Source organism: Synechococcales cyanobacterium CNB (genome assembly GCA_030263455.1).
Classification (GTDB): domain Bacteria; phylum Planctomycetota; class Phycisphaerae; order Phycisphaerales; family UBA1924; genus CAADGN01.
In genome coordinates, this window is record SZOZ01000007.1 from 130,571 (window position 1) to 143,426 (window position 12,856).

Below are 12,856 nucleotides of genomic sequence, written 5' to 3' on the forward strand. Positions count from 1 at the left end.
TGGCGTGGGGACAACACAAAACGGGGGTGAGGCGGCCCGGGATCCGTATCATGCGTCAAGTCGATGCCGATCGCGGAAGAAGAGGGGCGCAGTGGGGTACGTCTCGACGGCAAGGATGCGATGACCATGGCGAAGAAGACGACGGGAACGAAAGCGAGTTCGGGAGGCCGGGGAGAAGCGCTCCCTGACGGTCGCGGCTCGTCCGGAGGGCGCACGCCGGCCGGGAAACGCCGATCGACGCGCGGCGGCGACGGAACGCTCGAAAAGATCGGCGCGCTCGCTCGGAGCGTCGCACAGGCAGCGCACGCCGGCGAGGCGCCGACGATCGAGGTGCCGACGCGCGCGAAGTCAAACACGACGTGGGACCGCGAGAACGGCATCCTGCGGATGGGCGACGCCACACAGACCCGCGAACTCTTCAACCTGAATCAAGCGAAGGTGTTTATGCAGGTGGTGCTGCAGGCCGCGGGGATCAAGGGCCTGCTGGAAGAGGGCAAGACCGCGAGCCTGCGAGCGATGTTCTACAGGGGGCTGCACACGATCCCAGGGACGAAGGAAAAAACATTCGCTGACCAGAGCGAGAGCGACGCCGCGCTCGAAGACCTGGAGGTCACCCTGGGTTCGCTGCGTGAGGAGCTGCACGTCTTCGCGGACGTGCGCGGCTCGCTGGTCGGGAACATCACGTTCGTAGACACTGGAGACGAGATCGACGGGCGGAGGATGGGGTCCGGGGGCTATTCGATCCCGAGCATCGTCGAGCCGGACGTCATCCAGTTCAAGCGGTGCGACGCGAAGTTCGTGCTGCACGTCGAAAAGGCGACGGTGTGGCGACGGTTCAACGAGGATCGGTTCTGGGAGACGCACAACTGCATCCTCACGCACGGGGCGGGACAGCCGCCGCGAGGAGTCCGGAGGCTTCTGCGTCGATTCCATGAGGAGTTGAATCTGCCCGTCTATTGCCTCCTCGACTGCGACCCCTGGGGACACTACATCTACAGCGTCATCAAGCAAGGCTCCATCTCCCTCGCCTTCGAGAGCGAGCGGCTCGCCATCCCGCAGGCGAAGTTCCTTGGCCTCCGCGCGATCGACTACCAACGCTGCGGACTCTCCGACGACGTCCAGATCGCGCTCAACGAAAAGGACGTCGCACGCGCGAAGCAGATCGCCGCCTACCCCTGGTTCAAGGACAAGCCCGCCTGGCGAAGGGAGATCGACCAACTCCTCCGCAACGGCTTCAAGATGGAGGTCGAATCGCTCATCACAAAGGACATCAGCTACGTGACCGAGACCTACGTCCCGGAACGGCTGAAGGCCAAGGACTGGCTGGATTGACGGCAGCTCGGCACCGGGCACGCTGCACGAGTCCTCGCGCGGGATAGCATTGCCCCCTTTCGAGAGCTGATCGCCGGAACCCAGGGGCGCAAGGCATGGAAGTCGGGATCGTCGGGCTGCCGTACGTCGGAAAAACCGCGCTCTTTCGTGCCTTGACCGGCGTCGCCGCCGACCCCGGCGGCGCGGCCCGCGCCAATGTCGGCGTCGCCCCGATCCCCGATCCCAGGCTCGACGCCCTGGCGCGGCACGTCGAGACCAAGAAGATCGTGCCCGCAACCCTCAAGGTCGTCGACGTGCCCGGACTCGTCCGCGGGGCGTCGGAGGGGGGGGGACTCGGCAACGCCTTCCTCAGCCACGTCCGCGACGTCGACGCACTCATCCACGTCGTCCGATGCTTCGAGAGCGCGGCCGTCCCCCACGTCGATGGCTCCCTCGACCCCGCCCGCGACATCGAGACCGTCGAACTCGAACTCATCCTCGCCGACCTCCAGATGGTCGAGAACGCCATCCCCCGCGCCGAGAAGTCCGCCCGCAAGAAAGAAGCCGACTCGGAGGCACGCCTGAGCGTCCTCAGGAAGGCCGAACCACTCCTCAGCGAAGGCAAGCCCGTTCGAGGTCTCGAACTCGAAAACGACGACGAGCGACGCGCCATGCGCGGCCTGGCCATGCTCTCCGCCAAGCCGGTCCTCTACGTCGCCAACGTCGGCGAGAACGACCCCAGGGGTGAGGGCGAACACGCACGCCGTGTCCGCGAGCACGCCGCGGCCCATCACGCCGGGTTCGTTCCCGTCTGCGCCCAGATCGAGGCCGAACTCGCTGAACTCGAACCGGGCGAGCGGGCCGAAATGCTCGCCGCTCTCGGCCTCGAGGAACCTGCCCTCCACAAACTGGCACGGGCCGCCTACGCCCTGCTCGGCCTCCAGAGTTTCTACACCGCAGGCCCGAAGGAAATCCGTGCCTGGACCATCCCCGCAGGCAGCAGGGCACCCCAGGCCGCCGGCGCGATCCACACCGACTTCGAACGCGGGTTCATCCGCGCCGAGGTCTATTCCGTGGACGACATGCAAAAGTACGGCTCCGAAAAAGCCATCCGCGACGCGGGCCGACAGCGCACCGAGGGCAAGGACTACGTCATGCGCGACGGCGACGTCTGCCACTTCCTGTTCAATGTGTGACACCCGACGAACAGAGCCTCGAACGGCGCCGCGCCACGGATCGCTCATGGCCGGGGCGTATCATGCGGGCATGGTGCGGGGTGTGATGGTCGCGCTGGCAGGGTTCGCCGCGATCGGTGCGGGGTGTTCTCGCACCGATCCGTTCGCCGAGAAACCGGCCGACGCGCCCCCGGAGACGGTGCACGCGGCCGAGGCCCGCGCGGAGAAGGCGGCCGACAGCCTCGCGCGTGCGCTGATCGCAGAACTGCAGCAAGCGATGGGAGACGGCGGCGCGGCGCGCGCTCTCGATGTCTGCCGCGACGCGGCCGAGTCCATCCGCGCGGAGGTCTCGGCGAACGAGGGCGTCGACGTCCGCCGCACCGCCCTCCGCGTGCGCAACCCCGCCAATGCACCGGACGAGTGGGAACGGGCAACCCTGGAGTCGTGGGCATCCGGTGCGGCCGCCCCGGGGCCGGTCTCGCGTGTCGTGCAGACAGGCGGCGCGACCGAACTGCGCTGGATGCGCCCGATCGTGCTGATCGACCTGTGCGTGCACTGCCACGGCACGACCGAGCGGCTCGCGGCCGGCGTCCCGGAAGCCTTGGCACGCTTCTACCCCTACGACCAGGCGACAGGCTTCGAGGTCGGCGACCTGCGAGGCGCCTTCAGCGTTCGTATCCCGCTCGACTGAGGCACAAGGATGATCCGGTGGTGCCGAAGCCTCGAACGGATCGGCGGCTACGGAATGGCCCGGACCGCGAGCGGCTCCCGGACCGTATGATGCCCGCCCATGGCCGACTGCCCGTCCAGAGCGTCTCGCAGGGTCATCGCCTGCCTGCTCGCCACGCTCGCGGCATGCCTCGGTGCGTGCGCCGGCCCGCGCCCACACCCGCCGGCACCACCCGCGCCCGTGGTGCGCGGCGCGGAGAGCGGCATCGAGGTGTCGTGGTGGGTCGTGGACGACCGCGAGGGCGCACTGGCGGCGACCATCCGTGAGCACCTCGGACGCAACGTTCCAGCCCCGCGAGAGCAGGTCGAGCTGTGGCACGCGAACGGCCTGCACGTCTTCGCCGTGCCCGTCACCGCGGTCGAGAGCCTCCGGTCACGCCTGCCCGTGCTCGGCCCCGTGCAGCGACAGTGGCTCGGCCTCCTGCCGGAATGGGCCGAAGTGGTCAAGGGGCCTGAACTCTCGTCGGAACGCTACGTGGGGCTTGATTCCGGCGTCCTCCGCATGGAACCGGGCCGACTACGGCTCCTGGCACGCTGCTGGACCGCGCCGGACCTCTCGCGCGCCGACGGTTCAGGACCGGCCGCACTCCTGAGGCTGGAACTGATGCCACAACTCCTCGAGCGTCGGCGCCGCGATGCCATCGCGCCTCTGACGGAGCAGGACGTATCCGGCGCGGCCGTGTCGGGGCTTTCCTTCCCCCGCCTGACGCTCTCGCTCACAGCCGATGGTGGCGACGCACTCCTTGTCGTCGGCGCGCCCCCGGGGCACGACTGGTCGGTCGGTTCACCCGCGCTCCGTCCCGAGACGCCTCAGGACACGGCCTTGGTGTCCCCGTTTGGACCGCCGCCTCCGGGCGCGCCCACGATCGGGGAACTGATGCTGACGGGAGCGCCGCTCTCGTCTTCGTCGGAGACCACCCGCGTCGTGGTCGTCGTGCTGCCGCGCGTGTCGGAACGATTCGAGTTGATCCGCAACTGAGGCCGACAGCATGACCGCAGGGCAGGCAGACGTAGCGGCGGCCCCGATCGGCGCGTGCCGGGGGAGCACTCGATGGCGGCGGTGATCGACGCCCTGTTCTTCGTCGCCGGTCTCGTGCTGCTCGTCAAGAGCGCGGACTGGCTCGTGATGGGAGGCGCGCTCATCGCCGAAGGGCTGGGCGTTCGCCCCCTGGTCGTGGGCCTCACGATCGTCGCCTTCGGAACCAGCGCGCCAGAACTCGCCGCAGGCGTCGGCGCCACCCTGCGGGACCACGGCGAGATCGTCGTCGGAACCGTCGTCGGATCGAACATCGCAAACGTTGCGCTGATCCTGGGGGTGGCGTCGCTCATCCGGCCGGTCGCCTGCAGGCGACCCGTCGTGGTGCGAGAGATGCCGATCATGCTCGTCGCCATCACCGCCGGAGCGTGCGCGATGCTCGGGGGGGGGGTCAGCCGCCTCGAAGGCGCAGCCCTCGCCGCGGGCATCGGCGTGTACGTCTGGCTCGCCTACCGCGTCGCCAGACGCGCGCCCGAACTCTTCGAAGCCGACGCGCCGAAGCTCGAACCGCCCCCCGAGGGCGGTTTCCCGCCCCGGTGGTGGGCGAAGAACGCCGCTCTCGTCCTCATCGGGTCCGCCGGGCTGGCGCTCGGCGCCCACCTCCTCGTCTCCGGCGCGGAGTCGCTGGCGCGATGGCTCGGCGTGTCCGAGCTCGTGATCGGGCTGACCGTGGTCGCCATCGGAACGTCGCTCCCCGAGTTGTTCACCTCCGCCAGGGCCGCGATGACAAGGCACTCCGACATCGCGGTCGGGAACGTCGTCGGCTCCAACGTGTTCAACTCGCTCTGCGTGATGGGCGTCGCCGCGCTCGTGGCGCCGCTCTCCGTGCCCGAGGCCTCGATCCGCCGGGACGTTCCGGTGATGCTCGGGGTCGCCGCCCTTGCGCTCTTCCTCATGGCGCCCCGCAAGAGGCTGACCCGGGCCGCCGGCTGCGTCCTCCTCCTGACCTACGCCGCATACACCGCGGGGATCGCCGCCGTGTCGTTGGGCACGTGAGAAAGGCCGATCGTCACGGACACCCTCCGGCACAAGAACCTCTGTGCGCGACAGCCCCGGCTCCGGGCAGACCGCGTGGCGTTCAGCGGCTGCGGAGCTTGGCCAGGAGTCTCAGCACTTCGATGTAGAGCCAGACGAGCGTGACGAGCAGCGCGAATGCGCCGTACCACTCCATGTGCTTGGGCATGCCGCGCTCGACGCCCGCTTCGATGAGCTCAAAGTCGAGAACGAGGTTCATCGAGGCGATAACGACGACGAAGAGGGAGAAACCGATGGAGAGCATGGAAGCGTTCTCGAAGGAGAGCAGCGAGGCCATGCCGTACACGCCGAAGAGGCTGAGCAGGAGGGCGACGAGATAGAAGATCATGATGCCGGCCGTCGCTGAGATGACGCAGGTGCGGAAGACCCGGCCGGGCCGGACGACGCGAGTGACGTAGGCGAGCAGCACCGCGGCGAAGATGCCGAACGTGAGGCCGATGGCCTGGAAAACCACGACCTCGCCGCCCGGTCCGAGCCGCTGGGCGACGACGAACGACAGCACGCCGAGGAACGCCCCCTTGAGCAGGGCGTAGACGGGGCCGGTGAATCGCGCCGCGGCGGGCTTGAAGACCGTGATGAGCGCGAGGACGAGGCCGCCGATCATGCCCGCGAGAAGGATGGGAATGGCAAGGCCGGCGTTGGCCGGGTTGGTGACGATCATCCAGGCGGCGAGGCCCGCGCCGGCGCACAGGCTCAGCAGGACGCCCGAGGCGGTGACCGTGCCGTTGAGCGTCATCGTGTTGGAGCGAGCGGCGACTTCGTAGGCCGTGGAGCCGGGCTGGAAGGCGTTCAGGGCCGGGTTGGCGGTGCGCATGGGGGTGCCTCCTGTGCGTTGTGGCGCCATTGTAACAACGCCGAGAAGGAGGCGGTTGCGAGCGGATGTGACCGAAGCGGGACCGCCGAACGCCCGCCCGGACTGGCGGTGCGCCAGGGCCGATTCAGGCATCGTGGCCGAGGAAACCACCCTGGTCGCCGACACGGTGGAAGGCGATGGTGTTCGTGGCCTTGGCGCAACCCAGGGGCTTGCCGGCGAGGAGGACCACCGGCGTCCCCCGGACCGCCCAGCCGCGGGCGAGCAGGTCGCGGTCCACCTGGGCGTTCCAGTCCGCGAGCCGGCCCGAGGGGGGGGGCGGCGAGCACACCGGCGTGACGCCCCGAAGAAGCGCCATGCGGCGCGTCGCTCGGAGACTGGAGGAGTACGCGACGATGGGAATGGAGAACTCGTTCTGCGAGAGGTAGCGGGCGGTGCCCCCCGCCTGCGACCAGCACACGACGAGTTCCGCTCCGCAATCGTGAGCCACGTGCCACGCGCCGTGCGCCAGCGCCGCCGTGCGGTAACGCTGCTCCACCAGCCGCCGCGGCGGGTCGGCACGCTGCGGGAGCGCGGCCAGGTGGCGCTCCGCCTCCAGCGCGATGCGACGCATCGTGTCCACCGCGAGGTCGGGCCGCTTCCCGACCGCCGTCTCCCCGGAGAGCATCAGGCACCCCGCGCCGTCGAAAATCGCGTTCGCAACGTCCGACGCCTCGGCACGGGTCGGCGTCGCGTTCTCGATCATCGTCTCGAGCATCTGCGTCGCAACGATGCACGGCTTGCCCCATTCCGCCGCCGCCGCGACGATCCGCTTCTGCACGACCGGCACGCGAACAAGGTCCATCTCGACGCCCAGATCGCCCCGTGCCACCATGATCGCGTCCGCGGCGTCTGCGATCGCGTCGATGGCTTCCACCGCCTGCGGCTTCTCAACCTTGGCGATCACGGGGATCGCAGCCCCCTGCTCGTCCCCAGGCTCCGTCTTGCACGCGGGGCACATGCCCCCGAGGCGACGCTTCAGGTCCAGCACGTCGTCGGCGCGGCGAACGAAGGAGAGCGCGAGGAAGTCCAGCCCGTGCTCGACCGCCCACTCAACGCACGCGAGATCGCGGTCGGTGAGGGCGGGGGCGGAGAGGTCGGAGTCGGGAAGGTTGATCCCCTTCCCCGTCGTGACCAGGCCCCCCACCGTCACACGGCATCGCAACCACTGGCCCCGAGGGTCCGCCTCGACCGCCAACATCCGGATCGCCCCGTCGTTGATCAGAACCCGATGGCCCACCTCAACCTCGCGCGCGAGCGGTTGATACGAGCACGGCAGCAGCACGGTGCGCTGCCCATCGCGGTCGGACTCGTAGCGGGCCTCCTCCAGGTCACTGCGAATGACCGCGTCCACCCCGGCGTGCAGGACCACGCCCGTCGCAGGAACGCGACCGACGCGGATCTTCGGCCCGGGCAGGTCGCCGAAGACGGCCAGGGGAAGCCCCACCGTCTCCGAGACGGCGCGCACGGCGCGCAGACGCCGCAGGTGATCGTCGAACGAGCCGTGGGAGAAGTTCAGACGGAATACGCTCGCCCCGGATTCGACAAGCGCGCGGACCATCTCGGGCGACTCGGACGCCGGCCCGAGCGTGGCGATGATCTTGGTCAGCGTCGGCCTGCTCTCGACCTCGTGGGGCATCGGCGAGTTCCTTGCATCACGGCACAGAGTAGGAATGAACAGGAACGCGAACGGCGCGAGGAGGGCGAAGGGCGCAGAGAGGTCTGGATGCGGTCCCGTAGCACGGGTTGTTCAGTGCTGTTCTTCGGCCATGCGGAGGATCGCGCGATAGTTCTCGCGGAACGCACTCGTATAAACAATCCGCAGGCGCGCGAGGACGGCCGGATCACGCCACGAGCCGCGAACCGCGCGGTAGTTCTCGGGCGTGAAGGGGAGGAGAGCATCGCCGGGGCAGCCCGGCTCCGCCTCGCCGAAGAGAGACCGCCACAGGCGCGAGACCTGCTCCGGCTCGGGAAAGGCGTAAAAGAGGCGCTCCATCTCGGCGAGCGTGTCGGCTGGCGCGCCGCTCTCATGCGCGCGATGTACGGCGCTCCATGCGCCGCGGATGTCGGCAAGATTGTCCACGGCGAACGCCCCCATCATCAGCCCGATCGCGCCGCGCCACCCCGCGCTCGGCGTCGTCGAGGCGATCTCGAACGGGTTCACCCTGTCGATCAGGTAGTCGCCGTAGCGCTCGTAGAAGTCGCGGCGGGCCGGCATCCGGCGCAGCTCATGCATCGTCGGGCCGAGCGGGCGCGAATCGGGGCCGGGCGGGTTGGAGGCGCCGGCGGGCACGCTCGTCGCGTGGAAGTTCCAGAGGGCCTGCCCCTCATCGGTGAGACAGAACTCGACGAAGCGGCGGGCCAGGTCGGGGCTGGGCGCGCCGTTCAGAATGGAAACGGGGTCCGCGTCAACATACACGGCGCCAGGCGGATCGGTGTAGCCGACACGCGAGGTCTCCGGAGTCTCACCCGCTCGTGTCACCACCTGCGCCTGCGTCCGGCCGTAGAAGTCGATGGCCAGCCCCGCGGCCGCCTCACCCTGGCTCACGTCGATCGGAGGCTTGGTCGAGGAGTTCGTGAAGTAGCGGGTGTTGCCGCACATGGCGCGCAGCAGACGCCAGCCCTCATCCCACCCGTAGCGCGAGAGAATCGCGTCGAAGGTCGTGGTGATCGAGCCGGACTGCCTCGGGTCGGCCAGGGCGATCCATCCGGCAAGACGCGGGTCCCCGAGGTCGTCAAAGGTTTCGAGGTCGCGCCGCCCGAGCAGTCGCCCGACCGTATCCCGGTTGTAGACGATGCCGAAGGAGGAGAGCGCGGTGCCCAGCCAGTACTGATCGGGGTCGTAGAGATGCCCGGAGCCGATGGCGTTCTCCCCGTACCACGCGTCGAGCGTGCCCCGGTCGAACCCCGCCGGCGCGGACATGGATACGGCGACGGGCACGCTCCCGCCGGGTAGCGTGATCGAGACCCCGTCACCGGCCTTGAGCCGCGAGTGGTCGTACGAGCCCCCGCCGAACATGACATCGAAGGTCACCGCGCCCGGGTGCAGCACGACCCGGCCTTCGGCAGTGACGCCGTACCGGCCCGACGCGAGCGCGGCGTTGAACTGGGCCTGCAGTTGCTTCAGAATCTCGGAGGTGCCCCCCGGACGCCGGTAGTCGATCCGGACGGCGCGGCCGTGGGTGCGCCGATGCCAGCGGTCGAACGCATCCGCGAACTCCCGCTGAATCTGGCGGACGTGCGGCGTGATGACGATCAGGGTGAGTGCGTCGTCGCCGGGGGGGGGTGCCTCGCGGCGCGCGCCGAGGACCAGCGGCACGCCGAGGATGGCCGCCAGGGCGAGAACGATCATCGCGCGGCCGAGCGCCATGGCGTGAGTGTAGGGTCCGCGGCGAGGCGGTAGACTCGGGCCGCGATGCTCGAAGAACTGAACGAGGCGCAGCGGGCGGCGGTGGAGCACGAGGGCGGTCCCCTGATCGTCCTCGCGGGGCCGGGAACGGGCAAGACGCGGGTGATCGTCCACCGCATCGCCCACCTGATCGACGCACGCGGGGCCGAGCCGGAGTCGGTGCTGGCCGTGACCTACACGGTCAAGGCCGCCGACGAGCTGCGCGAGCGACTCACCGGCCTGGTCGGCGCGGGCGTGGCGGACCGCGTGCGGGCGCACACGTTCCACGGGTTCGGGCACCGCGTGGTGCGGCGATTCCCAGACCTGCTCGGCCTGTGGCGCGAGCCGGAGTTGATCGACTCGGCCCAGCAGCGACGCCTGATGCGGGCGCTGATCGCCGAGCATCGGGTGTACGGGCAGGCCATCGGGCGCGGGTACGAGGCCCTGATCGAGGAAGCCGAGCGGCATTTCGAGGCCTTCCGCAACGCCGGGCTGACGCCGGCACGATGCATGGCGTTCGCGCAGGCATGGGCGGAGCGGACCGCGCGAAGCGAGCGTTCCGACGGGACGCCGGTCGTGGATGAACGCGAGGCAGCCGCGGAACGCGAGGCGCAGGCCATGTTCGCAGGGCACGCGCGGCTGTTCTCCCTCTTCGAGGCCGCGTGCCGAGATCGCTGCTGGGTGACCTTCGCGGACCTGATCGCCATGCCCGCGGAGTTGCTGCTCGGGGGAGGGCGGGCGGCCGCGATTCTGCGCGATGAGTGCCGGCACGTCGTCGTGGACGAGTTTCAGGACGTGAACCGCGCGCAGGTCGAGTTGCTCAGGCTTCTCGCCCCGCCCGAATCCAACCCCGACCTCGCCGTCGTCGGCGACGACGACCAGGCCATCTACGGCTTCCGCGGGGCGGACGACCGGGCCTTCCAGCGATTCGCGTCCCTGTGGTCCGGGGCGCGCACGGTCGAACTGACCGTCAACTACAGGTCGGAACGCCCGGTGATCGAGGCCGCGAACGCCGTCATCTCGCTCGCCGAGGAACGCTTCGCACCGGACAAGGTGATCGAACTGCCCGAGACAAGGCGCGACGCGCCCACGCCCGCAGGGTCCGGCGTCGAAGGCGTGCTCCTGGAGGACGACTCCCAGGGCGCGGACGTGATCGCCTCCATGATCGCGGCGGCGAAGGCGGCACAACCCTCCAGAACTTGGCGAGAGTTCGCCGTGCTCGCGCGCTCAAATCTCGACCTCGACAGGGTCGCGGCCGCCCTGCACATCGAGGGCGTCCCCTTCCAGCAGCGCCGCGAGGGCAGGGCTGCCGACGACGAGGGCGTGAAGGATCTGCTGGCGTGGGTGGAGTTGCTGGTGAACCCTTCGGCGTCGTGGGCGGCCCGGCGCCTGCTCGTGCGGCCGCCCTTCAGCGCCGGACGAGAAGCCGTCGTGGCCGCCGAGGCGCTCTTCCGCGGCCGCGCAAGCCGCGCGGACATGGGAGATGGAGACCCCCCCCCAGCGTACGTCGAGTGGCTCGCCGCGAACGGACCGGACGATCCGGGCATCACGCGGTTCGTCGAAGCCGCCCGGGAACTCGCCCAGTTCGCGGGATCCGCCTCGGCCGCATCGGCAATCTACAGGATCGTGACCCGCTGCGACCTGGCCCACGCAGACCTCCTCCCGGCACGCGAGCGGGCGCGCCGCGTGTCGTGCCTCGTCGCCGCGCTGCGCTTCGCGCGGACCGTCCAAGCAAGGCTGGACGCGCCGGGAGACCTCGCGTCGTTCCTGTCGTACTACCAGGACTTGAACCAGCGCGACCGAGGGTTCGAGACGACAGGATGGGACAGGGTCGATCGGAGCGAGGACGAGGAGGAGCAGGAGGACGCCGTTCAGGTGCTGACCGCGCACTCGACCAAGGGGCTGGAGTTCGACGAGGTCTTCGTCGCTCGCGTGAACCCCCAGCACGGGTTCCCGAAAACGGGCGGCGATGAGTGGCTGGAACTGCCGCCCGGCCTGCTCGACGACCACGACGACAGACGGTCGGCGAAGGAACGCGCCAAGGCCGAGGAACGGCGGCTCTTCTACGTCGCCTGCACGCGGGCGCGGCGGCGTCTCGTGCTGCTCTCGAAGCGCACGAAGACACGGAGCAGGAGCACCCACTACTTCCAGGAGTTGCAGCACGGCTCCCCGGCCCTGATCGTGATACACGACGCCGCGGACGTCCTGGCGCGCGCCGCCGAGCACGGCGTGGGCGCCTTCGCTCGCACCGCGCTGGACAGAGAGGCGCCCGAGTTCGCCGAGGCGGCCCGCCGGCGCGACGAAGCCGCGGCCCTGCGGCGCGCGGCACGGCTCGATGCGGCCGGTGCGCTGGACACCATGGACCGACCGGGAGTGACCTCCGAAGAACTGGCGGAGGCCGCCGCACGCCTGCGCGAAGCCGCCGCCTTGGTCGCCATCGCCGCGCACGCCCAGCGCACCGGCTCCGCGCCCGAGTGGGTGGTGCACGAGTCGGAGCGCGCGCGACGCGCGGCGGCACGCCTGGCGGGCGCGCGGGCGACCGCCCCGCTTCCAGAAGGTCCGATCGAACTGCGCCCCATGCGCCCCCCGCTCTCCCTGAGCTACACCTTCGTGCACGACTATCAGCGCTGCCCGCGGTGCTTCTTCGTCAAGCATGTGCTGAACCTGCCCGAAGAGGGGCGCGAAAGAGCGACCTCCGGGAAGTGCGTGCACCTCGCGCTGGAACGGTTCTACGCGCGGTGGCGGGACGCCGACGCGGAGGGCACGGCGCGCCCGGGACAGGCCGACCTGCTCGAGTTCGGAAGGCGAGCGTACTTCGGGTCGCTCGCGCCGGGAGAACGCGCGGACGCTGGCGCACTGGACGAAACGCTCGCCCTGCTGCGAACCGCCTACGACCGCCTGCACGAGCCGACCGTCGAGGTGCTCGAAGTCGAACGGCTCGTGACGATGCCCTACACCGCCTCCGGCGCGGAGCACCGCCTGGCCGCGAAGATCGACCGGATCGATCGCGTCGAGGGGGGGGTCCGCATCGTGGACTACAAGTCGGGATACCCGTCGAAGCGGCTCACGGTACCGGACACGGACGACCTGCAACTGGGCATCTACGCCATGGCCGTGCGGCAGCTCTACCCCGGCGCGGCCGGAACGGCGGAGTACTGGCTCCTCCGCACCGGCGAACGTGCGGCCGTCGCGCTGGCGGACCTGGACCTGGGCGCCGTGCGCGGGGTGATCGACGAGGTCGTCCGGGCCGTGCTCGCGGGCGACTACCCGCGCGGCAAGAACTGCGACGGCACGTGCGAAATCCTGGGGCTTGAGTGACCATCGCCCCCGCG

9 protein-coding genes are annotated in these 12,856 nt (G+C 69.9%); 6 read left to right on the forward strand and 3 right to left on the reverse strand.

The window, feature by feature from the left end:
- Positions 1-126: 126 nt before the first annotated feature.
- From FBT69_08460 to FBT69_08480, 5 genes are all read left to right on the forward strand, one after another.
- Positions 127-1,332: a DNA topoisomerase IV subunit A gene (locus FBT69_08460; GenBank protein MDL1904823.1), complete on the forward strand. Its 1,206-nt coding sequence runs from the start codon at positions 127-129 to the stop codon at positions 1,330-1,332.
- Between the two features lie 95 nt (positions 1,333-1,427).
- Entirely contained in the window at positions 1,428-2,507 is a 1,080-nt protein-coding gene (gene ychF, locus FBT69_08465; GenBank protein ID MDL1904824.1) for a redox-regulated ATPase YchF, read from the forward strand.
- Complete coding sequence (locus FBT69_08470) at positions 2,500-3,177, forward strand: DUF3365 domain-containing protein (protein ID MDL1904825.1); 678 nt, start codon at positions 2,500-2,502, stop codon at positions 3,175-3,177. Before ychF ends, FBT69_08470 begins: the two co-directional genes overlap by 8 nt.
- 99 nt (positions 3,178-3,276) lie before the next feature.
- Positions 3,277-4,194: a hypothetical protein gene (locus tag FBT69_08475; GenBank protein MDL1904826.1), complete on the forward strand. Its 918-nt coding sequence runs from the start codon at positions 3,277-3,279 to the stop codon at positions 4,192-4,194.
- Positions 4,195-4,266: 72 nt separating this feature from the next.
- Complete coding sequence (locus FBT69_08480) at positions 4,267-5,247, forward strand: calcium/sodium antiporter (GenBank protein ID MDL1904827.1); 981 nt, start codon at positions 4,267-4,269, stop codon at positions 5,245-5,247.
- Between the two features lie 82 nt (positions 5,248-5,329).
- Here the strand turns inward: FBT69_08480 and FBT69_08485 are convergent, their stop codons facing one another.
- From FBT69_08485 to FBT69_08495, 3 genes are all read right to left on the reverse strand, one after another.
- Entirely contained in the window at positions 5,330-6,100 is a 771-nt protein-coding gene (locus FBT69_08485; protein MDL1904828.1) for a Bax inhibitor-1/YccA family protein, read from the reverse strand.
- Between the two features lie 124 nt (positions 6,101-6,224).
- Complete coding sequence (gene pyk / locus FBT69_08490; GenBank protein MDL1904829.1) at positions 6,225-7,775, reverse strand: pyruvate kinase; 1,551 nt, start codon at positions 7,773-7,775, stop codon at positions 6,225-6,227.
- Between the two features lie 111 nt (positions 7,776-7,886).
- On the reverse strand, positions 7,887-9,506 hold the full coding sequence (locus tag FBT69_08495; protein MDL1904830.1) for an extracellular solute-binding protein: 1,620 nt from the start codon (positions 9,504-9,506) through the stop codon (positions 7,887-7,889).
- A 45-nt stretch (positions 9,507-9,551) separates the two neighbouring features.
- Here FBT69_08495 and FBT69_08500 point away from each other — a divergent pair, with 45 nt between their 5' ends.
- Entirely contained in the window at positions 9,552-12,842 is a 3,291-nt protein-coding gene (locus FBT69_08500; protein ID MDL1904831.1) for an ATP-dependent helicase, read from the forward strand.
- Positions 12,843-12,856: the final 14 nt, after the last annotated feature.

Bases quoted from the DNA above. Each gene is read 5' to 3' on its own strand.
- FBT69_08460 (MDL1904823.1), top strand. From the start codon at position 127: ATGGCGAAGAAGACGACGGGAACGAAAGCGAGTTCGGGAGGCCGGGGA.
- ychF (MDL1904824.1), top strand. From the start codon at position 1,428: ATGGAAGTCGGGATCGTCGGGCTGCCGTACGTCGGAAAAACCGCGCTC.
- FBT69_08470 (MDL1904825.1), top strand. From the start codon at position 2,500: ATGTGTGACACCCGACGAACAGAGCCTCGAACGGCGCCGCGCCACGGA.
- FBT69_08475 (MDL1904826.1), top strand. From the start codon at position 3,277: ATGGCCGACTGCCCGTCCAGAGCGTCTCGCAGGGTCATCGCCTGCCTG.
- FBT69_08480 (MDL1904827.1), top strand. From the start codon at position 4,267: ATGGCGGCGGTGATCGACGCCCTGTTCTTCGTCGCCGGTCTCGTGCTG.
- FBT69_08485 (MDL1904828.1), bottom strand. From the start codon at position 6,100: ATGCGCACCGCCAACCCGGCCCTGAACGCCTTCCAGCCCGGCTCCACG.
- pyk (MDL1904829.1), bottom strand. From the start codon at position 7,775: ATGCCCCACGAGGTCGAGAGCAGGCCGACGCTGACCAAGATCATCGCC.
- FBT69_08495 (MDL1904830.1), bottom strand. From the start codon at position 9,506: ATGGCGCTCGGCCGCGCGATGATCGTTCTCGCCCTGGCGGCCATCCTC.
- FBT69_08500 (MDL1904831.1), top strand. From the start codon at position 9,552: ATGCTCGAAGAACTGAACGAGGCGCAGCGGGCGGCGGTGGAGCACGAG.